The sequence below is a fragment of the Streptomyces macrolidinus genome, from assembly GCF_023887685.1.
Classification (GTDB): Bacteria; Actinomycetota; Actinomycetes; order Streptomycetales; family Streptomycetaceae; genus Streptomyces; species Streptomyces macrolidinus.
The window spans coordinates 50911-75821 of the sequence record NZ_JAMWMR010000007.1 but is presented as its reverse complement, the minus strand read 5'-3'; the positions used below and the strand labels follow the sequence as shown (position 1 = coordinate 75821).

The following is a 24911-nucleotide window of genomic DNA, read 5'->3' as shown; positions in this document are numbered from 1 at the left end:
CCCAGGTTCTCCGCATCCATCGGAATTTCGCAGAACCCTTCCGGGGAGCTGCATTCATCTGACACGACCGCCCCGAAGCCGATGACGGCCGGCGGGACGCCGACCCTGGCCCCCGCGCTGAACATCGCCTCTTCGTCACGACGCCGCAGCCTGAGCAACCCCAACACCGCCTGGTCGTCCAGGAAGCCAAAGCCAAGTTCCCTGCCTGCTTGCGCCGCGAACGACTTCGCCACAGGAATCTCGCCGATCACGTGTCCGGGAACGAGCCGCGTGGGCTCGCCACCCAAGCGGTCGATGAGCATGCCGAGGTCGCACTTGATTCCGTCAGCCTTGGAGCATTCAGCCTTGGAGAATTCCCCCGTCATGGCCATAAGAGGCTGCCGCGAAGCTTCGCCCCGCAGGTACCCCGAAGGCCGGAGCCGGGTGCACGACCGGCACGATTCCGGCTCGACCGACCACCCCTACTCGACCTTCGTCAGCCGTGCCGTCGGATTTCCCGCGTCCGTGTCGGTCGACTCGATCTCGAGGTCGTCGCCGACAGGAGTCAGCCGTACGGAGTGACGGCCCTTCGTGCACACCGCGCGACCGTTCTTCTTGGCCACGCCCGTCGCGGTGAGCCGAGTCTTCGTGGCCTTGCCCAGGAGGAGCACCTCCTCGCAGATGCCGCCGAGTTGGTCGGTCTGTCGCAGAGTGCCGAACTCCTCACCCCGGGCGGCTTGGTGGACGGTGAGGCGGTACGTGCCCGCGGGCAGCGTGCCTCCGAGGGCCCTCACCTCGCCCTCCCAAGTGCCCAGGTAGGCCGCGGGAACGTCCTTGCCCTGGCTGCCGCCCGCCTCCCCCGAACTCTCGCCGGGCCGGGGAGAGACCGCGGGGCCCGCCTGGTCCGCGGAACGGTTGTCGAACAGGCCGAGCACGAACGCCGAGCCGACCGTGACGGCGGCCAGCGCTCCCGCGACCGCCAGCGCGACCGTGCAGCTCACCCGGCGCCCCCGCCCGCCCGCTCCCGGGCCGGAGGTCGCGGCCATGCTCACGGAGAGCTTCCCGGGCCCGCCGTCGGGGGGAGGCGTGGCAGGGCCGGACATGTCGGGCGGTGGGCCGAAGACCCCGGTGGGTGCCGGGCCGAAGCCTCCCGGAACCGGGGTCGAGCCGGAACCCCCACCGGCAGGCGTCCAGGCCTCCGCCCCCGTCGACACCCTGCTGAACCCCACCGGTCCCGACGGCGTCGCCTCCGCCGCCTCCAGGTTCAGGAGCTGTACGGCACTGCGGCTGACCTGTTCCACCAACCGGCCCGGCAACCAGCCACCCGCCACCAGACGGGCCGCGCCCTGCGGGGCCAGCCGGGCCGCCACCTGAGCCGGGGTGGGCCGCGCCGCCGGGTCCTTGGTCAGGCACGCGGCCACCAGATCCCGTATCTCGCCGTCCAGCGCGCCGAGTTCGGGCTCTTCGTGGACCACCTGGTACAGCAGCGCCGCGGACGAGTCACCGGGGAAGGGGGAGTTCCCGGTCGCCGCGTACGCCAGTACGGCGCCGAGCGAGAAGACATCGGCCGCGCCCGTGACGCCCTTGCCGAGGATCTGCTCGGGGGACATATAGCCGGGCGAGCCGATGGACGCGCCCGTGGAGGTCAGCGACGCCGTGCCGTCGACGGCCCGCGCGATGCCGAAGTCGATGAGGAGCGGGCCGTCCAGGGTCAGCAGCACGTTGGACGGCTTCACGTCCCGGTGCACAAGACCCAGACCGTGCACCGCCGCGAGCGCCTCCGCGAGACCCGCGCCCAGGGCCCGTACCGCGTGCTCGGGCAGCGGGCCGCCGTCCGCGACGGCGCCCGCCAGCGAGGGACCCGCCGCGTACCCGCTCGCCACCCAGGGCACCGCGGCCTCCGGGTCCGCGTCCAGGACCGGCGCGGTCCACGCGCCGCCGACCCGCCGCGCGGCCTCCACCTCGCGGCGGAATCTGGCACGGAACTCCTCGTCCAGCGCGAAGTGCGGATGCACGACCTTGACCGCGACCGTGCGCCCACCGGCGCTGCGCCCCAGATAGACGCGGCCCATCCCACCGGAACCGAGCCTGCCGAGCAGCCGATAGGGCCCCACCGCGGTGGGCTCACCGGCCTCGAGCGGCTGCATGACCTCCCCTTCCCTCCCAGGGCTGCTGCGAAAGCCCCTACGCCTCACGTCCTCAGCAGGGTATGCCCACGCTCTGAACTCCCCTACGACGGAAGGGCCTTCGGCTTACCGCCTTGATCGCCGTATCGTTGCTGCGCATGTGGCCAGGAGAGCAGCCGCCGGGGGACGGGCAGAGCCCACAGTCGTCCGGGGCCGGACAGCCGTCGAATCCGTACCAGCAGCCGGGGTACCACCAGCAGAACCCGTATCAGCAGCCGCCCCCGTGGAACGCGCCGACCCAGCCGTCCGGGGCGCAGGTGCCCGCACCGACGCCGCCGAGCGGCGGCGGGAAGCGCACCAGGACCATCGCCATCGTGGCGGCGGCGGCCGTCGTGATCGCCGCGGGCGTGACCGGCTACGCCGTGATCGGGGGCGGCAAGGAAGACAAGCCGGACCCGAAGCCCACCGACACGGCGTCACCGTCGGAGAGTTCGCGCAACCCTCGCGGCACGGACACGGACGCGGACACCGCCACGATCGAGGGCTGGAAGGTCGTGGTGAACCCACGCGAAGGCATCGCCTTCGACGTCCCCCCGGAGTGGGCGCTCAAGTCCCCCAGTTGGGTCAGCTACGTCACTGACGCCAAGGACGACGACGACCTTGCGGAGAAGCCGCTGATCGGGATGCGCGCCCCCGCGTTCCTGAAGGAGCAGTGGTGCGCCTCGGACGACGACAAGGACGGCACGAAGGAGTACACACGGCTGGCCCAGGCCGGCAGCAAGGGCAACAACGGTGCGCGCAGCACCGAGGAGATAGCCGAGAACGACCCGAAGACCTGGGTCTACGGATTGTACACCCAGCCGGACAAGGCGAAGGTGACACCGGGCACTGTGGAGCCGTTCACCGCGAAGTCCGGTCTCAAGGGCAGCCTGGGAAGCGCCTGGTCCACCGGTGTGCAGCAGACCGAGAAGTGCGCGACGAACGGCAAGGCGTGGACCTTCGCCTTCAAGAACGCCCAAGGGGACCTGGCGTCCTGGTCGTTCGTCGGTGTCAAGGGCGCGCCCGAGGAGGTCTCGGACGCCACGGTACGGAAGATCGCCTCCACCGTACGGCTGTACAAGGACCCGACGACCTCCTGAGAGCGCGGGGGTGGCGGTGCCACCCCCTCAACTCTCCTACGGCTGAAGGAGTTCCACCTTCACGTCCGACGGCACCCCGGCCGTCTCGCCGACCCGCCGGGCGAACTCGGTGACCGCTTCCAACTGGTGGGCGCCGAAGCGGAAGTCGAGCGTCGTGAAGTACTTCTCCAGGACCTGCTCGTCGAAGTCCTCCCAACGGGCCGCCTGTTCCGCGACCTTGTGGACCTCCTCCAGGGAGAGGTTCCGGGAGGCCAGGAAGGACTCGTGCACCTTGCGGGTGATGACCGGCTCGCGCTCCAGGTAGTCGCGCCGGGCCGCCCACACCGCGAAGACGAACGGCAGCCCCGTCCACTCCTTCCACAGCGTGCCGAGATCGTGCACCTGAAGGCCGTAGCGGGGCCCGTCGATCATGTTGGCGCGCAGGGCGGCGTCGCCGATCAGCACCGCCGCCTCCGCCTCCCGCATCATCAGACCGAGGTCGGGCGGGCAGGTGAAGTAGTCCGGCTTCACTCCGTACCGCTCGGCGAGCAGCAACTGGGCCAGCAGCACGGACGTCCGTGAGGTGGAGCCCAGGGCGACCCGGGCGCCGTCGAGTCGGTCCAGCGGCACCTGGGAGACGATCACACAGGACATCACCGGGCCGTCGCAGCCGACGGCGATGTCCGGGAAGGCGACCAACTCGTCCGCGTTCCTGAGGAACTCGACCAGGCTGATGGGCGCGACGTCGAGTTCGCCCTGTACCAGCATGTCGTTGAGCTTGTCGGGGGTGTCCTTGGTCAGCTCGAAGTCCAGCAGCGTTCCGGTCCTCGCGAGCCCCCAGTACAGGGGCATGCAGTTCAGGAACTGGATGTGGCCTACGCGTGGCCGGGTGCGAGAATTGTCCACATCGCGAGACTAGACCCCATGCTGTACGGTGCTGGCCCCAGGGCTCGTACGCGGCGCCCGTACGCGGCTCGGACGCCCCCGCAAGCGCCCCGGACGACCCCCCGGAATCCCGATGTCCATTTCTAGGACTACGATGAGACATCTGACGTCAATCCGGCTCGCCGCATGTTCAAACATCCGGGTGACGTGATCTTGAGCGCTATTGCTTTCGGCTGCCCGCGTGCTAGGCTCGCCGCAAGTTGCAGTTTGGTTTCCTTGCAGTACAGAGCCTGCGGAGCATGTAACCGCGGGCTCTCGTCGTTTTCAGACATATGCAGTGCGGGCGTTCAGTTTTCACACTTGCAGGTTCTGGAGCAGGGCAACCCTTTGGGCCCAAGGAGGGCTTATGGCTACCGGAACCGTGAAGTGGTTCAACGCCGAAAAGGGCTTTGGTTTCATCGCCCAGGAAGGCGGCGGCCCCGACGTCTTCGTCCACTACTCCGCGATCAACGCGAACGGTTTCCGCTCGCTCGAGGAGAACCAGCAGGTGAGCTTCGACGTGACGCAGGGCCCCAAGGGTCCGCAGGCGGAGAACGTCACGGCCATCTGAGTCCTCGGTCTCGGACTTCGGTCTTCGGTTCCAGGCCTTCGGGCTCACCGGGCCTCGCGCTCACGAGCCTGATGCTTTGATCCGGACGGACAGCAGTACCCAAGGAGCCCCACGCGCCCCGGCGCAGGGGGCTCCTGCTTTTTGCCCGCCCCCACCCCGCACCGGCCTCGCCCCCGTACCCCCTACACGTGCTGCATGATCAGCACCAGCACGGTCCCGGGCGCCAGCGCCTCGTACGCGTGCGGTACGTCACCGCGGTACGCCATGTAGTCCCCGGGCCCCAGTTCCACCTCCTCACCGCGCGGCCCCGCGAGCACCCGTCCCGCGCTCACCACCACGTGCTCCATCGAGCCCGGGATATGCGGCTCCGACGCCCGTACCGACCCCGGCTCCAGCCGGACGCGGTAGATGTCCCGGCGGGCGCCAGGCGGGCTCGCCGAGAGCAGCGTCGCCGCGTAGCTGGCCTGCTCGGAGTGCACGGCCGGGCCCTCGCCCGCCCGGATCACCTGCACCGCCGGGGCCGGTGGCTCGACCAGCGCGCTGAACGGCACACCGAGCGCCACACCGAGCGCCCACAGCGTCTCCACGCTGGGATTGCCGCTCGCCGCCTCCAACTGGGACAGCGTGGACTTCGCGATGCCGGCCCGCTTGGCCAGCTCGGAGAGGGAGAACCCGGCGCGGGCGCGCTCGCGGCGCAGGGCGGCGGCGATCCAGTCGAGGGGGAGCCGGGCCGGAGGGGGCGCGGTCGCGTCGTCGGTCATGCTGTTCGCTCCATCGGTCCGATCGTTCGCCTTGACGAACAGAGGGGTCGCTGTCCATTGTAAGGAACATGCGTTCGCCGTACCGAACACCACCGTCTGCGGTGCTCGACCGTTCCCTGCTCCGTGATGTGTCACTCGTCTGCCTCGCCAGTGGAGTGGTCGGCGTCTCCTTCGGCGCGATCGCCGTCGCGGGCGGGCTGCCCGTGTGGGTGCCGGTGGTGATGTCCCTGGTGGTGTACGCAGGCTCGGCGCAGTTCAGCGCCGTGGGCATCCTGCTGGCCGGGGGCGGACCGGTGGCCGCGGCGGCCACCGGGCTGCTGCTGAACACCCGTACGGCGGCATTCAGCCTCGCCGTGGCGGACGTACTCGGCGACCGGGGCCGCCTGGCCCGGTTCGCGGGCGCGCATCTGGTGACCGACGAGACAGCCGCCTTCGCCCTGGCCCAGCGGGACCCGGCGCGGCGCCGGGCGGCATTCTGGATCTCGGGGATCGGGCTGTACGCGGTGTGGAACCTGTGCGTGCTCGGCGGCGCGCTGGCCGGGAGCGCGCTCGGTGACACCGCCCGGTTCGGCTTGGACGCCGCCTTCCCCGCCGTCCTCGTCGCCCTGGTCCTGCCCGCCGTACGCGAGGACGCGGGCGTACGGCGGGCCGCGCTGCTCGGCGGTGCGGTGGCGCTGGCGGTGACGCCGTTCGTACCGGTCGGGGTGCCGGTGCTGCTGGCCCTCACGGGGCTGCTCGTCCTCGGGAGGCGGGTATGACGGCCATGGTCGCGGCGATCCTCGCCCTCGCCGTCGGAACGTACGCCTTCCGGCTGGTGGGCCCGCTGCTGCACGGCCGCGTCCAACTGCCGGACCACGTCCAGCGGTTGCTGTCGGCGGGTGCGGTGGTGCTGCTGGTCGCCCTGCTGGCCACGGGCGCGCTCACCGAGGCGGGCGGTTTCGCCGAATGGGCGCGCCCGGCGGGGGTGTTGACGGGCGGGGTCCTGGCGTGGCGCCGGGCGCCGTTCGTGGTGGTGGTCCTGGGCGCGGCGCTGACCACGGCGCTGCTGCGGGCGGCCGGGGTGAGCTAGCGGGTCGGCATCCCGCCCCGGCCGCCGTCACGGGCTCTACCAGGCCACGGGCAGTTCGATCGGGAAGCGGCGGATCGTCTCCGTGTCCCAGCGCACCTCCTGCGGCGGGATCGCCAGCCGGAGCCCGGGGAAGCGCTCCAGCAACAGGCCGACGGCCACTTCGAGTTCGGCCATGGCCAGGGGGACGGCGATACAGCGGTGGCCGCCCCAGCCGAAGGTCATGTGCGGCGCGCCCGCCCGGTCGGGGTCGATGGTGTGCGGCTCCGGATAGCGCTCCGGGTCGCGGTTCGCCGTCAGATAGGAGACATGGACGAAGTCGCCCGCCCGGATGCGTACGCCGCCCATCTCCACGTCCTCGCGGGCGACTCGAGGGATGCCGACGCCCTTGCGGAAGGGGATGTAGCGCAGCAGTTCGTTCAGGACGTCCGTCAGGGTCTCGGGGCGTTGCCTGAGGTGTGCCATCAACTCGGGGCGGGTCAGGAGGAGATAGGCGATGTTGCTGATCTGGCAGGTGGCCGTGTCCTGGCCGCTGAGCGTCAACGTCAGTGCCATGACCGCGAGTTCCTCGTCGCTGAACGTGTCGTCGCCCTCCTTGGCGGCGGCCAGCGCGCTGATCAGGTCCTTCCCGGGGGAGCGCCGCCTCTGTTCGACCAAGTCGAGGAAGTAGGCCCGCAGTTCGGCCTTGGCCGCCGCGGCGGTGTGGCGGCTGTCCGGGCCGGTGGCGAGCAACTGATGGACGTACTCCTGCATCCGGGGCCAGTCGGGCCGGGGGATGCCGAGCAGGTCGAAGATGGTCTGCCGGGGGAACGGGTTCGACAGATGCCGGACGAGGTCCGCCGGCTGGTCCTGTGCGGCCATCTCGTCCAGCAGGGTGTCCGCCAGACCGGCGATCGTGTGCCGCATCTCCTCCACGTGCCGCGGGGTGAAGGCCTGCGATGCCAGATGCCGCAGCCGACTGCTGTGCGGCGGGTCCATCACGTTGATCGACTCCGGGGAGACGATGGGCTCCGGTGTCAGCCGCGGGTAGTCGGACCCGATGATCCCCGCCCGGCTGAACCGCTGGTCGGTGGTCACCTGGCGTACCCCCTCGAACCCGGTGACCAGCCAGGCGTCGGCCTCGCCGTACGGCAGCCGGATCCGGGTGAGGGACTCGCGGGCCATGAGCGCCGCGAGCGAGGGGTCGAACTCCAGCGCCTCGCTGAAGTCGAACGGGCACGTGATCGCTTCCTTGCCAGGGTTCATCGCACGGTTCTCCTTATCCGCCGCCTTCACTGCTCCATACGCCTGGCGAGATGGAAGCACGCAGCACAGGGGACGCCCGCCCCGCACCGCCACCGCGGGGGCCAGGTGGGCTAGCGGTCGTTTGCGATCGAGTGAGACGGTGGGGCACACCTGGACAAGCGGGCCGAGGCAGGGGGCTTCGATGAGTCACGACCGTGTCGTTCTTCGTCGGTCGCCCGCGCTCGCTCCCCTTCTCGCCCGCGGCGCCCTCCGCTCGCCTCTCAAGCACCCCCGGCCCGACGCCTGCTTCCCCCGCACCCGCCTCGTGCTCCCCGGAGTACGCGTCGATCCCGTCCGGCTCGCCGCCTACGAACGTGTCTGCGCGTTCCCCACCGGAGTCGACACGCTCCCCCTCACCTATCCGCATGTCCTCGGCTTCCCTCTGGCCATGCGGATCATGACGGGACGGGGGTTCCCACTCCCCCTCCTCGGGCTCGTGCACACGTCCGTGGAGATCACCCAGCGGCAGGGGCTCCTCCCGCACGACACGTACGAACTCACGGTGTACGTCGCGGAGTTGCGGCCGCATCGGCGCGGTACGGAGGCGGTCGTCGTCACCGAGGTCCGTACCGGGGACCGGCTCGTGTGGGAGTCGGCCGGCACCTGTCTGGCCCGGCATCGCGTCGGCTCCGCCCCCTCCGCCGCGCCGGCCGCCGAGGATCAGGCCCCCTTGCCCGCGCTCGCCGAGTGGCGGCTCGCGGCGGATGTCGGGCGGCGGTACGCGACCGCGTCCGGGGACCGGAACCCGATCCATCTGCACCCGGTCACCGCGCGGCTCTTCGGCTTCCCCGGCGCCATCGCGCACGGCATGTGGAGTCTCGCCCGGTGTCTGGCCGAGCAGCCGACCCGTGCCGCCGTACGCGTGCGCGCCGAGTTCAGGGCGCCCGTACTGCTTCCGGGGACGGTGACCTACGCGGCCGACGGGGACCGTTTCGCGCTACGCGGCGGGAAGCGGCTTCACCTCGTCGGCACGGTCGTCACGACGTCTGGGTCTGGCCCTGCGTCCTGACGGTGTCGTCCGCCGCGTCCTCCTGGGAGCGGTTGGCCTCGAGGTTGGCCTTCACGCGCTCGACCTTGCCGACGATCTGCTCGGAGGCCCGGTCCCGCTCCTTGCGCAGCACCACGAAGCTGATCGGGGCCGAGATCAGTAGGGCGAGCAGGATGATCCACAGGCCGTTGGAGTCACCGAGGCCGCGCGGGGCGAGGCCCGAGTAGACGAGGCCCGAAACGACCACGAGGCAGCCCGCGAAGACACCGAGGCGCATCAGCGTGTAGCGGAGCATGTCACACCACTCTTTCGTTCCGGACAGGCCCAAAGGACACCATCCAGTGAAACACGACCAGCCCGCCGATCTTGCAGGGGGGTTGGGCCCGGACGTGTCACCCCAGCGGCAGCAGCATCACGATCTCGTCGCGGTCGTCCCCGTCCGCCATCCGGACCGCGCCGGGCACCCGGCCGACCTCCTTGTAGCCGCAGGAGGCGTAGAACCGCTCCAGGCCGTGGCCGCCCCGGCAGGTGAGCCGTATCGCCTCGATGCCCTCGCAGCCGCGGGCCGCGTCCGCCGCGGCGGCCATCAGGTCCCGGCCGTAGCCCTTGCCCTGGTGCCGCGGATGCACCATCACCGTGTAGAGCCACAGCCAGTGCGCCGCCATCCGGTCGGTGTTGAAGGTGAGGAAGGCGGTGGCGGCCACCTTGTGCTCCTCGTCGTACCCGATGAGCAGCCGGGCGCGCCCCTCGGCCATCACCGCGAGCTGTCTGACGAGGCTCGGGCGTATCTCCTCGCGCGTGACCGGCGGGACGAAGCCCACGGCGCCGCCCGCGTTGGACGTGTCGGTCCACAGGTCGAGGATGTCGTCGTGCAGGGCCGGGGTCATGGAAGGATCGAGCGCGAAGGTAAGAGGCACAGACCGATGTTATCTATTACACCCTCGACAGCTCAAGACCTCACGTCCCCTCCGCCTCCCGTACCGCTCCCGTACACGCGGCATACCGCTCCCGTACACGCGACAGGCCCCGGCCGGAGCCGGGGCCTGTCATGAGGTGGTACGGAGTGAGGGGAGGACTCAGAGGCGCATGGGCTGCGGCTCGTCCCGGCGGGCCGGGTCCGGGCCCTCGTACTCGCGGATGATCTCGTAGCGCGTGTTGCGCTCCACCGGGCGGAAGCCCGCGTCACGGATCAGGTCGAGCAGGTCCTCACGGGTCAGCTTGTTCGGCGTGCCGTAGTTGTCCGCGTCGTGCGTGATCTTGTACTCGACGACCGAGCCGTCCATGTCGTCGGCGCCGTGCTGGAGGGCCAGTTGCGCGGTCTGCACGCCGTGCATCACCCAGAAGACCTTGACGTGGGGGACGTTGTCGAACAGCAGCCGCGAGACCGCGAAGGTCTTCAGGGCCTCGGCGCCGGTCGCCATCGTGGTGCGCGCCTGAAGGCGGTTGCGGATCTTGCCGTCCTTCATGTCCACGAAGTCGTGCTGGTAGCGCAGCGGGATGAAGACCTGGAAGCCGCCGGTCTCGTCCTGGAGTTCACGCAGCCGCAGCACGTGGTCCACGCGGTGGCGGGGCTCCTCGATGTGCCCGTAGAGCATGGTGCACGGGGTCTTCAGACCCTTCTCGTGCGCCAGGCGGTGGATGCGCGACCAGTCCTCCCAGTGGGTCTTGTGGTCGACGATGTGCTGCCGGACCTCCCAGTCGAAGATCTCGGCGCCGCCGCCGGTCAGCGACTCCAGGCCCGCGTCGATCAGCTCGTCGAGGATCTCGGAGGCCGAAAGGCCCGAGATCGTCTCGAAGTGGTGGATCTCCGTGGCCGTGAACGCCTTCAGCGAGACGCCCGGCAGGGCGGCCTTCAACTCCCGCAGCGAGCGCGGGTAGTAGCGCCACGGCAGGTTCGGGTGCAGGCCGTTGACGATGTGCAGTTCGGTGAGGTTCTCCGACTCCATCGCCGTGGCGAGCCGGACCGCCTCCTCGATGCGCATCGTGTACGCGTCCTTCTCGCCCGGCTTGCGCTGGAAGGAGCAGTAGGCGCAGGAGGCGGTGCACACGTTCGTCATGTTGAGGTGACGGTTGACGTTGAAGTGGACGACGTCACCGTTCTTACGGGTCCGCACCTTGTGCGCGAGGCCGCCCAGCCAGGCCAGGTCGTCCGACTCGTACAGCGCGATGCCGTCCTCGCGGGTCAGCCGCTCACCGGCCCGGACCTTGTCCTCCAGCTCGCGCTTGAGCCCGACATCCATCCCTCTACCTCTCCCTGCCGACAACTTCGCCCCACCGTACTCTGCCGCCCGCGGGCGGCCGGTGCCGCCACGGAACGCCGCTTCCCGCCGCCGCTACTCGGGCTCGGGCAGCTCGCCGACCCGGTTCTCCCACTTCGTGGAGAGCACGATCGTCGTCCGCGTGCGGGAGACACCCTGGGTTCCCGACAGACGGCGGATCGTCTTCTCCAGGCCGTCCACGTCGTCCGCGCGCACCTTGAGCATGAAGGAGTCGTCACCGGCGATGAACCAGCAGTCCTCGATCTCCTGAAGGTTCTTCAGGCGCTGGGCCACGTCCTCGTGGTCCGCGTCGTCGGAGAGCGAGATGCCGATGAGGGCGGTCACGCCGAGGCCGAGGGAGGCGGCGTCCACGGTGGCGCGGTAGCCCGTGATGACGCCGGCCGCCTCCAGGCGGTTGATGCGGTCGGTGACGCTGGGCCCGGAGAGGCCGACCAGTCGGCCGAGTTCGGCATAAGAGGCCCTGCCGTTCTCCCGCAGGGCCTGGATGAGCTGCCTGTCAACGGCATCCATAGATCCGAAGCCTTTCATTGTTCGGCGTTCCCGCAGTCTACGTATAGAAGTTAAGGAACACAGGGGTCTCTCCCTGTGAATCTCGCATACGATCAACGACGAGCCCTTGCACAGGCCCGCCGCTGTGAAACGCTGCCCCCACCCCTGGCACGCCTAGGCGCCGGGCCGAGAGCCGCTCCCCAGCTCTCCCTTCCACCGCCGGTACAGGCCGTGCGGCACCCCTGCCGCGTCCAGCACCCGCCCCGCGACGAAGTCCACCAGATCCTGGATATGGGTCGCCCCCGCGTAGAACGCCGGAGTGGCCGGCAGGACGACGGCGCCCGCGTCGTCCAGCGCCACCAACTGCCGTAGCGTCTGGCCGCTCAGCGGGGTCTCCCGTACCGCGACGACCAGCGGGCGCCCCTCCTTGAGCGTGACGCTCGCGGCCCGCTGCAACAGATCCTTGGACAGCCCCAGTGCGACCCCGGCCACACAGGCCGTGGAGGCGGGCACGATCAGCATGCCGCGCGCGGGGTACGACCCCGAGGACGGCCCGGCGGCCAGGTCGCCCGCGCTCCAGTACCGGACGCGGTCGCCGTCGAGGTCCACCTCGAAGGTGCCGGGCTTGCTGTCGGCCCCCCGCTCCAGCCACTCCCGCAGATCCTCCCGCCAGTGCGCGTCACGGAAGGAGATGCCGGTCTCGTCCAGCAGCGTGAGCCGCGCGGCCCGGGAGACGACGAGATCGACGCTCTCCCCCGCGGCGAGGAGCCCGCGCAGCACGGCAGCCGCATACGGGGTGCCGGAAGCGCCGGACACCCCCACGATCCAAGGCCTGCGCGGCGTGTCTCCTGGCATGACTGGGTTCACAACACCGAGCCTATCCGGCACCCGGAAGCGAGAACCGGCCCAGGGGGGCAGGGCATATGCCCGGCGACGGCCGCGGGATGAGTGCCCGATGTCAACAGGGCCGGGGGCGCGCCTTCGGGTCGACGGGGAGGCGGGCGGTGGTGAGGGTCAGCTTCCCGAGAGGGGAGTCGATGATCAGATCGGGGCCGTAGGGGATGGTGTCGCGACCTCGGTAGCCCTCGGGGCCCGGATTCCACATCGTGACGGCGTGACCCTGGAGCGGGTCGAAGATCAGGTAGTTGGCGATGCCTCGGGAGGCGTACCAGCGCGGCTTCACTTCGTAGTCGCGGCGCACGCTCTCCGGGGACACCACTTCGGCGACGAACTCGATCAGGTCGCACGGGTACGCGCTGCGGTTCTCGGCCTCCGCCTCGGCCGGGATGACGGCGAGATCCGGGCAGAACTCGTTGGCGTCGTCGAAGGGGAACGCCACATCGCTCACCATGGCCCACTCCGCCGGAAGCTGTTCCCCGAGCAGCGTCCACACCTGCTGGATCGTCTTCCCGTGAAACGGCCTGACCGGGTTCAGCACGATGCTGCCCTCGACGATCTCCGTCACATAGCCGGGGAACATGTCCTCCAGCCTGCTGAGCTGCGCGTGCAGACGATCGATGCCCGAGACGGTCACGGCGGCCTCCCTGGGGTCCTGCCCTCGGCGGTAGGCCGCACCGTACTCACACGGTCAGACCCCGGACCAGAAGGTCGAGGAGCGCGCACACGAACAGGGCAATGCCGATGAACCCGTTGACGCTGAAGAACGCGCGGTCGAGGCGGCTGAGGTCGTGGGGGCGGACGATCGTGTGCTCGTAGACGAAGGCGCCCGCCGTGATCGCGAGGCCCAGCCAGAAGAAGACCCCGGCGCCGGTGGTGACCCCGTACCACGCGAGCAGCGCCGTCGTGATCGTGTGGCACACCCGGGCGCCCCGGATCGCCGCCGGGATGCCGAAGCGGGCCGGTACCGACCTGACGCCGATCTCTCGGTCCGTCTCCACGTCCTGGCAGGCGTAGATCAGGTCGAAGCCGCCGATCCAGACGCCGACCGCGAGGCCGAGGATCACCGCGTCCCAGGACCAGGTGCCGCTGATCGCCAGCCAGCCGCCGACCGGGCCCATCGCCTGGGCGAGACCCAGAATGGCCTGCGGGAAGTTCGTGAACCGCTTGCCGTAGGGGTAGACCACCATCGGGATCACCGCGACGGGGGTGAGGGCGAGGCAGAGCGGGTTGAGCAGGGCCGCGGAGCCCAGGAAGACCACCAGGGCGATCAGCGCGCCGGTCCACGCGTGGCGGACGGACATCGCGCCCGTGACCAGTTCGCGGTGCGCGGTCCTCGGGTTACGGGCGTCGATCTCCCGGTCGATGATCCGGTTGACCGCCATCGCGAAGGTCCGCAGCCCCACCATGCAGACGGTGACGAGCAGCAACCGTCCCCAGTGGATGGACTCGTCCCACTTGTACATCGCGGTCAGCGCGGCGATGTACGCGAAGGGCAGGGCGAACACGGAGTGCTCGATCATCACCAGGCGCAGGAACGCCTTGGTACGTCCTGGCTGCGGGATCGCGGCGGATGCTGAACTCATCAGAACGCGTACTCCGGTTCATCCCCGCGGCGGCGGGGAAGCCCCGTCTCCGCGCTGCCTGCTTCCAGCGTGTACGGCCGCATCAGAGCCCGTACTCCTTCCAGCGTCGCGTCACCCGTTCGGATGTCTCCGGGTCGGACAGCACCATCTCGGGCCAGCCGCCGTCCCGGGTGTAGCCCTCCTCGGGCCACTTCCTCGTCGCGTCGATGCCCGCCTTGCCGCCCCAGAACTGCTGGTAGGAGGCGTGGTCGAGATGGTCGACGGGGCCTTCCACGACCGTGAGGTCACGGGCGTAGTCCGTGTTGCCGAGGGCCCGCCAGGCGACCTCGTGCAGATCGTGGACGTCGCAGTCGGCGTCGACGACCACGATGAGCTTGGTCAGCGACATCATGTGCGCGCCCCAGATCGCGTGCATCACCTTCTGGGCGTGCTTGGGGTACTTCTTGTCGATCGACACGATCGCGCAGTTGTGGAACCCGCCCGCCTCGGGCAGGTGGTAGTCCACGATGTCCGGCACGATGATCTTGAGCAGGGGGAGGAAGAAGCGCTCGGTGGCCCGGCCGAGGGGACCGTCCTCCGTCGGGGGGCGGCCCACCACGATCGACTGGAGCAGCGGGCGCCGGCGCATGGTGACGCAGTCGATCGTCAGCGCCGGGAAGGGCTCCTGCGGCGTGTAGAAGCCGGTGTGGTCGCCGAACGGCCCCTCCGGCAGCATCTCGCCGGGCTCCAGCCAGCCTTCGAGGACGACCTCGGCATGGGCCGGGACCTGGAGCGGGACGGTCTTGCAGTCGACCATCTCGATGCGCCGGCCCGCGATGAACCCGGCGAAGAGGTACTCGTCGATGTCGCCGGGCAGGGGCGCGGTGGAGGCGTAGGTGACGGCGGGCGGGCAGCCGAAGGCGATGGCGACCGGGAGCTTCTCGCCGCGCTTGGCGGCCACCTGGTAGTGGTTGCGGCTGTCCTTGTGGATCTGCCAGTGCATCCCGATGGTGTGCCGGTCGTGGCGCTGGAGGCGGTACAGCCCGAGGTTGCGGATCCCGGTCTCCGGGTCCTTGGTGTGGGTGAGCCCGAGGTTGAAGAAGGAGCCGCCGTCCTGGGGCCAGGTGAACAGCGCGGGCAGGGCGTCGAGATCGACGTCGTCGCCGTGCAGCACGACCTCCTGCACGGGCGCGCTGTCCGCCTTGACCTTCCGCGGCGGCACATGGGCCATCGTGCCGAGCTTCCCGAAGGCCTCGCGCATCCCGACGAACCCGTGCGGCAGTTCGGGCTTCAGCAGGCCGCCGATCTTCTCGGAGATCTCGCCGTACGACTTCAGGCCGAGGGCCTTCAGCAGGCGCCGGTCGGTCCCGAAGACGTTCATGGCGAGCGGCATCGACGCACCGCGCACGTTCTCGAAGAGCAGCGCGGGCCCGCCGGACTTCTGCACCCGGTCGACGATCTCCCCGACTTCCAGATAGGGGTCGACCTCCGCCTTCACGCGTTTGAGATCGCCCTCGCGCTCCAGCGCCCGGAGCAGGGTCCGAAGATCGTCGTAAGCCATGCGCACCAGTATCGCCGAGGCGCCGCGCCGCCCCTGCGCCCACCCCCTGGGGCCTGTATGGAGTTGCCCACCTGCGTCACGACGCCTGGCACGGCACCTCGCCGCGTTGTCGGATCACCCGCGTACACCCAGTACGCGGGCGACCCTCCGCCTTGCGATGCACCGCACCAGACGCCGTGACGCCCGCCCTCCGGGCGAACGACGGGCAACTCCATACAGGCCCCAGACCCGTCGGGTTCGACGCGGAAGGGTGTCGGGGGTACGGGCTACCCTGACCCCGTCACCGGGCCGTCCCCGGCTCTGTCACCGTCCTCTGGGGGGATCGCACAACCATGTTCCGGTATCTGCCCTTCCTGCTGGTCCTCGCGTTGTGGATCTATGCCTTCATCGACTGCCTGAACACCCCCGAGGAGCAGGTGCGGGGGCTGCCCAAGGTGGTCTGGGTGATCATCATCCTGCTCTTCGGCGAGGTGCTGGTCGGCCCGATCGCCTGGCTCGTCGCCGGCAAGGTGCGCCAGGCTCCGGCGGGCGGCGCCACGCCCTCGGAGTGGCATCGCAACCACCGCACGACCTGGGTCGCGCCCGATGACAACCCCGAGTTCCTCAAGTCGCTGAAGGAAGAGAACAAGAAGGACGAGTCGCTGCTGAAGGACTGGGAGGCCGACCTGCGCCGCCGCGAGGAGGAGCTGCGGCGGCGGGAGCGAGGCGAGGAGCCCTCGGCGGACTGACGTCAGACGCGGCGCCCCGCTGCCGCGACGAACGCCGACCAGGCCCGGCGCGAGACCAACAGCACCGGGCCATCAGGGGACTTGCTATCACGAACGGGGACGGCGGCGGGGAAACCGGGGGCGATTTCGACGCAGTCGCCGCCGTTGGAGTCGCTGTAGCTGCTCTTGATCCACATCGCCGCGCTGAGTTCGTGCCGGTTCATCGCGCTACGTCCGCGACGAACGCCGACCAAGCCCGGCGCGAGACCGACAGCACCGGGCCGTCCGGAACCTTGCTGTCACGAACGGGGACGGCGGCGGGGAAACCGGGGGCGATTTCGACGCAATTGCCGCCGTTGGAGTCGCTGTAGCTGCTCTTGATCCACATCGCCGCGCTGAGTTCGTACCTGTCCATGCTGCTCGTAACCCTCCATCACGTCACCGATCAAAGCGGCGGATTCCGGGACTGACAGAGCGTCGGCCCTGAGCACATCATAGGTCTGGCTGTGGCATGCGAACACGATTGGTTCGTCGGTGAAATGGCCACGATCCAGCGATTCCGAATAGACCCACTGATGGCCGTCCGGCAGCGTGATCAACGACATGGAACCACTGGGCCGGGAGAGTTCGCGAGGGCCGGCGGGGGCCACCTGAATACGAATGTTGGGGCGACGCCCCACGGCGAGCAGGTGCGCGCACTGGTCCCGCATAACGGCTGAGTTCTCCACCACATTACGCAGACAGCTCTCGTCCAGCACCACGAGGTACAACGGACCGTCCTCAGCCAGGAACCGCTGCTGTCGGCTCAGTCGGGCGTGAACTCGTTCCTCGACTTCTTCACCGGTCGCAACACGCGAGAACAGAGCCCTCGCGTAGTCCTCCGTCTGCAACAGGCCAGGTATGACGCGCTCTTGATACTCCCGCAGCGCCACTGCCTCCGCGTCCATGTCAGCCCGCTGCCGGAACCAGTCCGGATGCTCCACCCGCCCATACCAGTCGATCTTCTGCCACAGTCGCAGCAACACCCCACCCGTGCCCAGCAGTTCGTCGCACTTCTTCGCGAACCAGTCCTGCGGTACCCGTGTACCCGCCTCCACGCGCGTCACGAACGAACGGTCGCACGGGATCTCGCGCGCCAAGCCCTCCTGCGTGAGCCCGGCTGCCTCACGGAAGTACCTGAGCACCTCGCCGAACAGCGCTGCGGTACCGGCTCCCGAGCCGACCTCGGCGTTGCGTCTGCCCACAACTCCCCCCTCTGACAGTGCGCCACTCACCCACAGCGGGCGTCGAAACGCCCCATTCGGAGTAACGAGCGGGAGGGCATGAGGGAACGGACACGGCAGCGCGCGGGCGCGGGGAATTCCGTGACCCAATGGACACCGCACACCCCAGTCCGAATCAACTCTCCCTTTCTTACACTGGGTTGGGTACACATCACAGCAGCACATCCGACCGGACCGTCCCGGGGGGAGACGCGGTGGACAGACGGCTGCACGGCCGGGGGCCGCTGTTCGACACGGACCCGCCCGGTCTTGCCTCGCGGTTGGTCGGGCTGCGCCCGTATCAGCTTCGCTCCGGCCCGTACGAGCATGCGGTGGACGTCCCGTTCGTGGTGTTCACGGGTGGGCGCGGGCTCGGCAAGAGCGCGCTGCTCGGCGAGGTGCGCGCCGCCTATCAGGGGCATACGCCCATCGCGCTGGTCGACGGCGAGGAGCCGCAGTTCGCCGTCGCGCCGCCGGAGCGGCCCGTCGCGGCCTGGTCGCCGGTCGCCCAGGCGCTCACCACGATCGCCGAGCAGCTCGCCGAGCCGGTGAAGGGCGCCCGGCGGATCGGGTTCCCGCGGCTCGCCTCCGGGCTGCTCGCCGTCGCCGCGGGCGGCTGGAGCGACCGGGACATGCCCCGGATGCGGCAGGAGGCCGAGCGGATCCTGCTGCTCAACGACTCGCGGTCCTTCCTCGACGGCTTCGCCGGCCGCTGGGCGACCAAGGTCGTCGCCAAGCTCGTCTCGACCATGTCCCACACCGGGCCCGTCGTGGAAGGGATCATCGAGGCGACGCTGGAGTCCTTCAGCGAGGGCGTCTCGCCGACCCATCGGCGGCTGCGCCGGGCCGTCGGCTGGTACCGGGACTATCCGAACGCGGGCGGCAACCCCAAGCTCGGCCTGATCCTGCTGTCGGGGCACTTCCGGGCCGACGGCGACTCCCGCGCCCACGCCGAGCGCCATCTCGTCCGCGCCCTGCTGGCCGACCTGGACGAGGCCTACGCGAGCGTCATGCAGCGCTCGCACCGCCTGGGCCGCCCGGTCGTGCTGCTCGACAACGTGCACGCGCCCGCCGGGCGCGCCGTCATGGAGTACGTGCTGCGCGACCGCGCGGACGGCATCCGCGACCAGGTCGTCTTCTTCGCCGCCCTGCGCGGTCGGACGCTCCCGGGCGGCGGCACCTTCCCGGCGCTCCCCAACGCCGCCCGGCGCTCGCTGACCGAGGTCACCCGCGCCACCGGCTGGGAGCCCGGCACCTCCCCGTCCTCCCGGGCCCTGCTCGTCTCGCTGCCGCCGCTGACCCCGGACGACACCCTGCACCTCATGGGCGCCGCCTGCCGCGGCCTCACCATGCCGCCTCAACTCCCGCACGCCACCCATCGGTTGACCGGTGGCAGCCCGCTCGGCATCACCCTGCTCGCCGCCTCCGCCCGGCAGAACCTGCCGCGCGGCGCCGGCTCCCTCGGCGCGCTGCTCACCGGCGATGTCGCCGTCCACGAGGACCACACCGGCCGCCCCGCCTACCGGGAGCTGCTCGACCGGCTCGTGCCGGGCGGCCGGCTGGACGAGCTGACCGTGCTCGCCGCCGCCCACGACCGCGCCTCCGCGCTGGCGCTCGCCGAGGCCCGGCTGCCGGACGACTTCGGCGCGGCCGGGGTGCTCGGCCTGGAGGAGCGGCTCGCCGAGGAGGGGTGGCCCACGACCGCCGGGCAGTTCGTCGGCGACCCGTTCCTGCGGGCGCTGCTCCTGCTGCGGCTGCACCATCTCGGCACGGACCACGCCGAGTGGCAGGCCACCCACCGCGCGCTCATCGACCACTACGGCGAGCGGGACGGCGCGGACGCCGCCCGCTACCGGCTGCACCACGAACTGGCCCTCGGCACGGCCGACTTCGCGGTGGCCCATCTGCGGGACACCTTCCCCGACGCCGACGTCGGGGACTGGCTGTCCGCGCTGCTGTTCATCGCCTCCGCGCCCTACTTCCACGCCCACGATCCCGAGGGCCGCGACGTCACCGAGCGCGATCACCGCACGGCGATCGCGCTCGGCCGTACGGACGCGGCGCATCCGGTGCCGGAGGGCGTGGACGCCGTACTGCATCTGCGTGTACGGCGACTGCTGCACGCGGTCTGGCAGCTCACCGATCCGCTGGTGCTGCCCGACCCGCAGGTGGCCGAGCGACTGCGCTTCGAGCTGGAGCAGTTGTCGAACCTGCGGCCCGGAGGTACCGCCCTGTTGTGGCGGGCCTCGCGGGACTGGCCCGCGCACGCGACGGCCGGACGGCCACTGCACGTCCCACAAGACGACCAGGACGGGAGCCGGTGATGGCGGCACGGCTGTGGAGATGGCTGCGCGAGGACGTCTGGGAGATCCGGTTCCGCCGGTATGTGGCGCTGCTGCTCGCCGCCGCGCTGGTGGCTGCCGGCGTATGGGGCGGGCTCCGGCTCACCCGGGAGGACCGGTCCTGCGCCACGGGTGTGACCCGCCCGCAGGGCAGCAACGACTGCGTGGGCGTGTCCACGACGGCGTACGACTTCAAGCAGCACCGGTTCACCGCCGCCGCGGATGCGATCGACCGCGAGAACCGCCGCCTCAAGCCCGGCAGTTACGTGACGGTCGCGCTGCTGCTGCCGTTCACCACCTCCGCCCCGGCGAGCCTGAACGACACCCTGCATGAACTCCAGGGCGCCTATCTGGCCCAGTACCAGGTCAATCACGAACCGACCGGCGAGTACCCGCGGGTCCGGCTCGCCCTGGCCAACACCGGGGCGGACGGGGCCCATTGGCAGGAGGTGGTCGACCGGCTGGAGGAGATGACCAAGGGCCCGGAGCGGCTGCGCGCGGTGACCGGGATAGGGCAGAGCACCGACAACAACAAGAAGGCCGTCCGGGAGCTGACCCACCGCGGTATCCCCGTGGTCGGCTCCTCGATCACCGCCGACGACCTCGCCAACGGGCAAGGCGGCAAGGACCCGTTCCCCGGGCTCGCCCGCGTCGCCCCCACCAACACCGACGAGGCCCGCGCCCTGGCCGCGTTCGCCCAGGTGACGGCCCGCAAGGCGCTGCTGGTGTACGACAAGCCGGGCGACCCCTACACCCGTACGCTCCAGACCTCCCTGGAGAAGCTGCTGCCCGGAACGCTGCACCAGCCGCAGTCGTTCACCCCGCCCGCGGACCGCACCCAGGACGGCACGACCGCGAACCAGTTCCGCCAGATCACCCAGCTCCTGTGCGACACCCCGAAGTCCACCGACACGGTCCTGTTCGCCGGACGCCACACCCAACTACGCCAGTTCATCAACCAGTTGGGGCAACGCGGCTGCACGGACCACAGGTTCACCGTGCTCACCGGGGACGAGGGCTCGTATCTCGCCGGGGACACGAAGCTCGACCGCAAGGCCCTGACCCGCAACCTCTCCGTGCGGTACACCGCGCTGGCCCATCCGGACGCCTGGAAGGGGAAGACGGCGGCGACCGGCGGCAGCACGGCCGACGCCGCCACCCTCGCCGAGCTGATCCGCCGCGCCGAGCAGGCGCCGGTCGGCCCGATCGGACCGACCGCCCTCGACGACGGGCAGCTCATCATCGCGCACGACGCCCTGCAGCTCGCGGTGAAGGGACTGCGCGAGGCCACGCTGAACGGCAGGACCGCGCCCTCGCTCGCGGACGTGGTCAACGAGTGGGCGCTGATCAAGGGCAAGCAGCGGGTGAACGGTGCGAGCGGATGGATCTGCCTCGATGTGCATGGCAATCCGTACGACAAGGCGGTGCCGATCGTGGAGCTGAAGCCGTCGGGCGGCACCCGCTTCGTGCAGACCGCCTGGCCGGAACGCGACCCCCCGGCCGACAGCTGCCTGCCGTCCGCGTGAGGGGGCTCACCCGCCGCCGCGCTCCGCACGGGCGAGAAGCCGCTCGAAACGCTCCCGCCAGCCCGGGTCCCGCTCCTGCTCGCTCTCGTGGGTGAAACGCACCGTCGTCCCCGTCGGTCGCCCCGGCTCCAGATGGAAGCGGATCCGGCCCCGCCCCTCCACCGTGTACTCCGCGACCCGCTCCACGTCCCACGCGGTGATACGGCCCTCGGCGGTCCCGTCGGGCAGGTGGAGCGCCACCGCGCCGCCGAGCCGTGGTTCGAACGGCTCGGCCGCGGCCAGCCACTCCCCCAGCCCCTCGGGGGTGGCGAGGACGGGCCAGGTCTCCTCCACAGTGCCGGGCAGCCGCAGCAGGTAGTGCCGTACCCACAGCTCGCCCCGGCATTCGGGAGTGCCTTCCTCGATCGGTTCGACGGGCTCGATGGGACTGCTCATACCACCAGCCTCGCGCGCGGGCGAGGGATCCGCACACGGTCCGGGCGACGCCCCGGCGAGCACGGCGGGACGTCCGCGTACGACGAAGGCCGGTCCGGTGCAGTGCCGCACCGAACCGGCCTTCGCCAGAGGGGAGTTACTTCACGCCCGCGTACGAGTGCATACCGCCGACGAAGAGGTTCACGCCGTAGTAGTTGAACAGGTAGCAGGCGAAGGCGACGAGCGCGATGTACGCCGCCTTGCGGCCCTTCCAGCCCGCGGTGGAGCGGGCGTGCAGATAGCAGGCGTAGGCGACCCAGGTGATGAAGGCCCACGTCTCCTTCGGGTCCCAGCCCCAGTAGCGGCCCCAGGCGTCACCGGCCCAGATGGCACCCGCGATGATCGTGAAGGTCCACAGCGGGAAGACGGCGGCGTTGACGCGGTAGGCGAACTTGTCGAGCGAGGCCGAGGAGGGCAGCCGCTCCATGACCGAGGTGGCGAAGCGGCCGGGCTTGCCCCCGCCGGCCAGCTTGTTCTCGTAGGAGTCCTTGAAGAGGTAGGCGAGCGTGGCGACCGCACCGACGTAGAGGACCGCTCCGCAGAAGATCGCGGTGGAGACGTGGATGATCAGCCAGTACGAGTGCAGGGCCGGTACGAGCTGGTCGCTGGCCGTGTACAGGACCGTGACGGCGAGACCCAGGTCGAGCAGGACCGTGGTGATGAGGAACAGGCCGATCCAGCGCACGTTCTTCTTCAGCGCCAGCAGCGCGAGGTACACACCGACCGCGACCGTGGAGAAGGTGATGCTGAACTCGTACATGTTGCCCCACGGCGCCCGCTGCACCGAGGCCGCGCGGGCGATGACCCCGGCCAGCTCGACGAGGAAGGACAGCACGGTGAGCGACACGGCGATCCGGCCGTAGAGGTCGCCCTGCTCGTCGCCGCCGTGGGCGCCCGGACCGTCCGGCACGTCACGGGCACCGGCCGCGGCGCGGGTGACGACCTTCGGCCGCTCCAGCACCGCGGTGCCGCCGGCCTGCTTGACGGCGACGGCGGGCGCCTCGGCCGCGCGCGGCGCCTCGGCGGTGAGGGCGCTGGCCGTACGGGCGACCTTGCTGCGGCTGCCGAAGATCCATTCGGCGATGTACGCGAAGAAGGCCAGGGTGTAGACGGCCATCGAGGAGTAGATCAGCGTATTGCTGAGATTCGCGAGATGTTCGTTGGTGGCGAGGGCGAGGGTCACTTCGTCTGAACCCCTTCAGCGGCAGGTACGTGAGATGCGGCGTCCGGCTCCCGATCGGGGTCGGCGTCTGGGTCGGCGGTCTTGGTGGGCGCCTGGTCGTGCACGAGCGCGGCCAGGTCGCCGAGTTCCTCGGGCAGCTTCGCCGACTCGCTGCGGCCGAGGCCAGCCATCTCCACCACGGTGGCACCGTCGGCGCCGGTCGTGGCGCGCACCCAGACCCGGCGGCGCGGGATGAACAGGGAACCGGCCAGGCCGAGGATCGCGGCGAGCGCACCGCCGAGCGCCCAGCCACTGCCGGGCTGCTGCACGATCTGGAAGCCGGCCCATTCCTTGACCTGCTTCTCGAAGGTGATCGAGCCGTAACCGCCCGGCAGCTTCATGGTCTGGCCGGGCGCCAGACGAGCCTTGAGGATCTTGCCGTCGGCGCCCTTGAACTGCTTCAGGTTCTTGGTGTTGAGCTGGTAGACGTTCGACGGGACCCCCGCATTGACGCCGAGGTCGCCGTGGTACGCGTTCACCGCGAGCACCGGGTTGTCGGCCGCGGGGAACTGGGAGAACATCGACCCCTGGCCGGCCCCGGCGAAGGTCGGTACGAAGATCGCGCCGAAGCCGAGCTGCTCCTTCTCGCCCTTGGCGTTGCGATAGCCGTCGCGCACCTGGATCGCACCCTGCGAGGTGACGTTGGCGTCGAGGGGCAGCATCGGCACGGCGTCATGGAAGACGACCTTGCCCTTGCCGTCGCGGACGGTGACCACGGGCGCGTACCCGTGGTTGACGAGGTAGACCTTGGAGTCACCGACGTGCAGCGGCTGGTTGACCCTGACGGTGGTCTTCTTCTCCTTGCCGTAGGCGCCCTCGCTGTAGGTGAGGTCCGCCTTGAACGTGCGCGGGGTGCCCTTGTTCGGGCCGGTGCGCTCGTAGGTGCCGGTGAAGTCGCGCAGGGTGAAGCTGTACGGCACCAGGTCGTCGGCGGTGAAGAGGTTGCCGGACTTGAAGTCGTCGTACTGGGTGAGGGTGTTGGCGAAGCCGTCGCCCTCGATGATCAGCTTGTTGCCCTCGGACTTGTACAACTGGCCCCAGGCGAAGGCGACCAGCATCACCACCAGGGCGACATGGAAGAGCAGGTTGCCGGCCTCGCGCAGATAGCCCTTCTCGGCGGCGACGGCGTCCCCCGTCACATGCGCCCGGAAGCGGCGCTGCCGGAGCGCCTTCAGCGCGGCCGCGCGGACCTCCTCCGGTGCGGCGTCGGTCCGCCAGGTCGCGTACGCGGGCAGTCGCTCCAGGCGCCTCGGCGCGCCCGGCGGGCGGCTCCTGAGCTGGCCGACGAACTGCCAGGCGCGCGGCACGATACAGCCGATGAGCGAGACGAACAGCAGGATGTAGATCGAGGAGAACCACACCGAGCTGTACACATGGAACAGCCCGAGCCGGTCGTAGAGCGGGCCGCGGACGTCGTGCGCGTCCTTGAACGCCTGGACGGCCATCGCGTTGGTGCCGGACTGCGGGATCAGCGAGCCGGGAATCGCGCCGAGCGAGAGCAGGAAGAGCAGGAGCAGCGCGACCCGCATCGAGGTGAGCTGCCGCCAGAACCAGCGGGCCCAGCCGATGACCTCGCGCGCGGTCCAGCTGATCCAGCCCAGCGCGCCGGGGGCCCGGGAGCCGCCGAAGGAGCCGGGCATGGCGGTCTCGACGGGGGCGGTGGAGAGCCGCGATCCGGCCTCGGTGAGGTCCTTGTCGGTGGAGGTGCCCGTATCGGCGGGGGTGTCCGTCGTCTCGCTGTGCACGTCGGTGCTCCGTGTGTCGCTCATG

26 protein-coding genes are annotated in these 24911 nt (G+C 70.3%); 8 read left to right on the top strand and 18 right to left on the bottom strand.

The features are described from left to right. Positions 1 to 461: 461 nt before the first annotated feature. Positions 462 to 2126 carry a serine/threonine-protein kinase gene (locus NGF19_RS10900; RefSeq protein WP_252424441.1) on the bottom strand — a complete coding sequence of 555 codons (1665 nt, stop codon included), beginning with the start codon at positions 2124 to 2126 and terminating at the stop codon, positions 462 to 464. Positions 2127 to 2263: 137 nt separating this feature from the next. Here NGF19_RS10900 and NGF19_RS10895 point away from each other — a divergent pair, with 137 nt between their 5' ends. After that, positions 2264 to 3244, top strand: a complete 981-nt coding sequence (locus NGF19_RS10895; RefSeq protein WP_252424722.1) for a DUF8017 domain-containing protein — start codon at positions 2264 to 2266, stop codon at positions 3242 to 3244. Positions 3245 to 3280: 36 nt separating this feature from the next. Here NGF19_RS10895 and NGF19_RS10890 read toward each other — a convergent pair whose 3' ends face one another. Then, positions 3281 to 4129 (bottom strand): menaquinone biosynthetic enzyme MqnA/MqnD family protein, encoded by an 849-nt coding sequence (locus NGF19_RS10890; protein ID WP_252424440.1) that lies wholly within the window; start codon positions 4127 to 4129, stop codon positions 3281 to 3283. A 385-nt stretch (positions 4130 to 4514) separates the two neighbouring features. On the opposite strand from NGF19_RS10890, the gene NGF19_RS10885 reads away from it, so the two are divergent. Beyond that, positions 4515 to 4718, top strand: a complete 204-nt coding sequence (locus NGF19_RS10885; protein ID WP_043442843.1) for a cold-shock protein — start codon at positions 4515 to 4517, stop codon at positions 4716 to 4718. Positions 4719 to 4900: 182 nt separating this feature from the next. On the opposite strand, the gene NGF19_RS10880 is transcribed toward NGF19_RS10885, so the two are convergent. Further along, positions 4901 to 5479, bottom strand: coding sequence for a helix-turn-helix domain-containing protein (locus NGF19_RS10880; protein ID WP_252424439.1), 579 nt, complete (start codon positions 5477 to 5479; stop codon positions 4901 to 4903). 68 nt (positions 5480 to 5547) lie between these two features. Between NGF19_RS10880 and NGF19_RS10875 the strand changes: the two genes are divergently transcribed. Together NGF19_RS10875 and NGF19_RS10870 are read left to right on the top strand one after the other, a co-directional pair. Next, a complete protein-coding gene (locus tag NGF19_RS10875; RefSeq protein ID WP_252424438.1) occupies positions 5548 to 6237 on the top strand; it encodes an AzlC family ABC transporter permease in 690 nt (229 codons plus the stop codon). Then, complete coding sequence (locus tag NGF19_RS10870) at positions 6234 to 6548, top strand: AzlD domain-containing protein (RefSeq protein WP_252424436.1); 315 nt, start codon at positions 6234 to 6236, stop codon at positions 6546 to 6548. The genes NGF19_RS10875 and NGF19_RS10870 overlap by 4 nt, the downstream gene beginning before the upstream one ends. A 36-nt stretch (positions 6549 to 6584) precedes the next feature. Here NGF19_RS10870 and NGF19_RS10865 read toward each other — a convergent pair whose 3' ends face one another. Then, a complete protein-coding gene (locus NGF19_RS10865) occupies positions 6585 to 7790 on the bottom strand; it encodes a cytochrome P450 (protein ID WP_252424434.1) in 1206 nt (401 codons plus the stop codon). A gap of 181 nt (positions 7791 to 7971) precedes the next feature. Here NGF19_RS10865 and NGF19_RS10860 point away from each other — a divergent pair, with 181 nt between their 5' ends. Next, a complete protein-coding gene (locus tag NGF19_RS10860) occupies positions 7972 to 8838 on the top strand; it encodes a MaoC/PaaZ C-terminal domain-containing protein (protein ID WP_252424432.1) in 867 nt (288 codons plus the stop codon). Here NGF19_RS10860 and NGF19_RS10855 read toward each other — a convergent pair. From NGF19_RS10855 to NGF19_RS10820, 8 genes are all read right to left on the bottom strand, one after another. Then, positions 8807 to 9112, bottom strand: coding sequence for a DUF4229 domain-containing protein (locus NGF19_RS10855; protein ID WP_252424430.1), 306 nt, complete (start codon positions 9110 to 9112; stop codon positions 8807 to 8809). The genes NGF19_RS10860 and NGF19_RS10855 overlap by 32 nt on opposite strands. Positions 9113 to 9209: 97 nt before the next feature. Next, positions 9210 to 9734 carry a GNAT family N-acetyltransferase gene (locus NGF19_RS10850; protein ID WP_252424428.1) on the bottom strand — a complete coding sequence of 175 codons (525 nt, stop codon included), beginning with the start codon at positions 9732 to 9734 and terminating at the stop codon, positions 9210 to 9212. Between the two features lie 159 nt (positions 9735 to 9893). Next, on the bottom strand, positions 9894 to 11057 hold the full coding sequence (mqnE, locus tag NGF19_RS10845; RefSeq protein WP_252424426.1) for an aminofutalosine synthase MqnE: 1164 nt from the start codon (positions 11055 to 11057) through the stop codon (positions 9894 to 9896). A 93-nt stretch (positions 11058 to 11150) separates the two neighbouring features. Then, positions 11151 to 11606, bottom strand: a complete 456-nt coding sequence (locus NGF19_RS10840) for an Lrp/AsnC family transcriptional regulator (RefSeq protein ID WP_252424424.1) — start codon at positions 11604 to 11606, stop codon at positions 11151 to 11153. Between the two features lie 153 nt (positions 11607 to 11759). Beyond that, positions 11760 to 12440: a UbiX family flavin prenyltransferase gene (locus NGF19_RS10835; RefSeq protein ID WP_252424422.1), complete on the bottom strand. Its 681-nt coding sequence runs from the start codon at positions 12438 to 12440 to the stop codon at positions 11760 to 11762. A 103-nt stretch (positions 12441 to 12543) separates the two neighbouring features. Beyond that, positions 12544 to 13119 carry a Uma2 family endonuclease gene (locus tag NGF19_RS10830; RefSeq protein ID WP_252424420.1) on the bottom strand — a complete coding sequence of 192 codons (576 nt, stop codon included), beginning with the start codon at positions 13117 to 13119 and terminating at the stop codon, positions 12544 to 12546. Positions 13120 to 13165: 46 nt separating this feature from the next. Next, positions 13166 to 14068, bottom strand: coding sequence for a menaquinone biosynthesis prenyltransferase MqnP (gene mqnP, locus NGF19_RS10825; RefSeq protein WP_252424419.1), 903 nt, complete (start codon positions 14066 to 14068; stop codon positions 13166 to 13168). An 82-nt stretch (positions 14069 to 14150) separates the two neighbouring features. Further along, positions 14151 to 15608, bottom strand: a complete 1458-nt coding sequence (locus NGF19_RS10820) for a menaquinone biosynthesis decarboxylase (protein WP_252424418.1) — start codon at positions 15606 to 15608, stop codon at positions 14151 to 14153. Positions 15609 to 15940: 332 nt separating this feature from the next. On the opposite strand from NGF19_RS10820, the gene NGF19_RS10815 reads away from it, so the two are divergent. Further along, positions 15941 to 16336 carry a PLD nuclease N-terminal domain-containing protein gene (locus NGF19_RS10815; protein ID WP_252424417.1) on the top strand — a complete coding sequence of 132 codons (396 nt, stop codon included), beginning with the start codon at positions 15941 to 15943 and terminating at the stop codon, positions 16334 to 16336. A gap of 2 nt (positions 16337 to 16338) precedes the next feature. On the opposite strand, the gene NGF19_RS10810 is transcribed toward NGF19_RS10815, so the two are convergent. From NGF19_RS10810 to NGF19_RS10800, 3 genes are read right to left on the bottom strand one after another with little or no spacing between them, the layout of a single operon-like run. Further along, the gene (locus NGF19_RS10810; RefSeq protein WP_252424416.1) at positions 16339 to 16539 is read right to left on the bottom strand and encodes a DUF397 domain-containing protein; all 201 of its coding nucleotides are present in this window, start codon (positions 16537 to 16539) and stop codon (positions 16339 to 16341) included. Beyond that, the gene (locus NGF19_RS10805) at positions 16536 to 16652 is read right to left on the bottom strand and encodes a DUF397 domain-containing protein (RefSeq protein ID WP_252424721.1); all 117 of its coding nucleotides are present in this window, start codon (positions 16650 to 16652) and stop codon (positions 16536 to 16538) included. Before NGF19_RS10805 ends, NGF19_RS10810 begins: the two co-directional genes overlap by 4 nt. Beyond that, positions 16615 to 17559 carry a helix-turn-helix domain-containing protein gene (locus NGF19_RS10800; RefSeq protein WP_252424415.1) on the bottom strand — a complete coding sequence of 315 codons (945 nt, stop codon included), beginning with the start codon at positions 17557 to 17559 and terminating at the stop codon, positions 16615 to 16617. Before NGF19_RS10800 ends, NGF19_RS10805 begins: the two co-directional genes overlap by 38 nt. A 233-nt stretch (positions 17560 to 17792) precedes the next feature. Here NGF19_RS10800 and NGF19_RS10795 point away from each other — a divergent pair, with 233 nt between their 5' ends. Together NGF19_RS10795 and NGF19_RS10790 are read left to right on the top strand one after the other, a co-directional pair. Then, a complete protein-coding gene (locus NGF19_RS10795; protein WP_252424414.1) occupies positions 17793 to 19901 on the top strand; it encodes a hypothetical protein in 2109 nt (702 codons plus the stop codon). Continuing rightward, entirely contained in the window at positions 19901 to 21445 is a 1545-nt protein-coding gene (locus NGF19_RS10790) for a type 1 periplasmic-binding domain-containing protein (RefSeq protein ID WP_252424413.1), read from the top strand. Before NGF19_RS10795 ends, NGF19_RS10790 begins: the two co-directional genes overlap by 1 nt. Positions 21446 to 21451: 6 nt before the next feature. On the opposite strand, the gene NGF19_RS10785 is transcribed toward NGF19_RS10790, so the two are convergent. From NGF19_RS10785 to resB, 3 genes are all read right to left on the bottom strand, one after another. Continuing rightward, positions 21452 to 21880: an SRPBCC family protein gene (locus tag NGF19_RS10785; RefSeq protein WP_252424412.1), complete on the bottom strand. Its 429-nt coding sequence runs from the start codon at positions 21878 to 21880 to the stop codon at positions 21452 to 21454. Positions 21881 to 22016: 136 nt separating this feature from the next. After that, positions 22017 to 23102: a c-type cytochrome biogenesis protein CcsB gene (gene ccsB / locus NGF19_RS10780; protein WP_252424410.1), complete on the bottom strand. Its 1086-nt coding sequence runs from the start codon at positions 23100 to 23102 to the stop codon at positions 22017 to 22019. Next, positions 23099 to 24910, bottom strand: coding sequence for a cytochrome c biogenesis protein ResB (gene resB / locus NGF19_RS10775; protein ID WP_252424408.1), 1812 nt, complete (start codon positions 24908 to 24910; stop codon positions 23099 to 23101). The genes ccsB and resB overlap by 4 nt, the downstream gene beginning before the upstream one ends. Position 24911: the final 1 nt, after the last annotated feature.

Bases quoted from the DNA above. Each gene is read 5' to 3' on its own strand.
- NGF19_RS10835 (WP_252424422.1), bottom strand. From the start codon at position 12,440: ATGCCAGGAGACACGCCGCGCAGGCCTTGGATCGTGGGGGTGTCCGGC.
- mqnE (WP_252424426.1), bottom strand. From the start codon at position 11,057: ATGGATGTCGGGCTCAAGCGCGAGCTGGAGGACAAGGTCCGGGCCGGT.
- NGF19_RS10860 (WP_252424432.1), top strand. From the start codon at position 7,972: ATGAGTCACGACCGTGTCGTTCTTCGTCGGTCGCCCGCGCTCGCTCCC.
- NGF19_RS10900 (WP_252424441.1), bottom strand. From the start codon at position 2,126: ATGCAGCCGCTCGAGGCCGGTGAGCCCACCGCGGTGGGGCCCTATCGG.
- NGF19_RS10895 (WP_252424722.1), top strand. From the start codon at position 2,264: ATGTGGCCAGGAGAGCAGCCGCCGGGGGACGGGCAGAGCCCACAGTCG.
- NGF19_RS10815 (WP_252424417.1), top strand. From the start codon at position 15,941: ATGTTCCGGTATCTGCCCTTCCTGCTGGTCCTCGCGTTGTGGATCTAT.
- NGF19_RS10840 (WP_252424424.1), bottom strand. From the start codon at position 11,606: ATGGATGCCGTTGACAGGCAGCTCATCCAGGCCCTGCGGGAGAACGGC.
- NGF19_RS10820 (WP_252424418.1), bottom strand. From the start codon at position 15,608: ATGGCTTACGACGATCTTCGGACCCTGCTCCGGGCGCTGGAGCGCGAG.
- resB (WP_252424408.1), bottom strand. From the start codon at position 24,910: ATGAGCGACACACGGAGCACCGACGTGCACAGCGAGACGACGGACACC.
- NGF19_RS10875 (WP_252424438.1), top strand. From the start codon at position 5,548: ATGCGTTCGCCGTACCGAACACCACCGTCTGCGGTGCTCGACCGTTCC.
- NGF19_RS10885 (WP_043442843.1), top strand. From the start codon at position 4,515: ATGGCTACCGGAACCGTGAAGTGGTTCAACGCCGAAAAGGGCTTTGGT.
- NGF19_RS10785 (WP_252424412.1), bottom strand. From the start codon at position 21,880: ATGAGCAGTCCCATCGAGCCCGTCGAACCGATCGAGGAAGGCACTCCC.
- NGF19_RS10880 (WP_252424439.1), bottom strand. From the start codon at position 5,479: ATGACCGACGACGCGACCGCGCCCCCTCCGGCCCGGCTCCCCCTCGAC.
- NGF19_RS10790 (WP_252424413.1), top strand. From the start codon at position 19,901: ATGGCGGCACGGCTGTGGAGATGGCTGCGCGAGGACGTCTGGGAGATC.
- NGF19_RS10865 (WP_252424434.1), bottom strand. From the start codon at position 7,790: ATGAACCCTGGCAAGGAAGCGATCACGTGCCCGTTCGACTTCAGCGAG.
- NGF19_RS10870 (WP_252424436.1), top strand. From the start codon at position 6,234: ATGACGGCCATGGTCGCGGCGATCCTCGCCCTCGCCGTCGGAACGTAC.
- NGF19_RS10810 (WP_252424416.1), bottom strand. From the start codon at position 16,539: ATGAACCGGCACGAACTCAGCGCGGCGATGTGGATCAAGAGCAGCTAC.
- mqnP (WP_252424419.1), bottom strand. From the start codon at position 14,068: ATGAGTTCAGCATCCGCCGCGATCCCGCAGCCAGGACGTACCAAGGCG.
- NGF19_RS10855 (WP_252424430.1), bottom strand. From the start codon at position 9,112: ATGCTCCGCTACACGCTGATGCGCCTCGGTGTCTTCGCGGGCTGCCTC.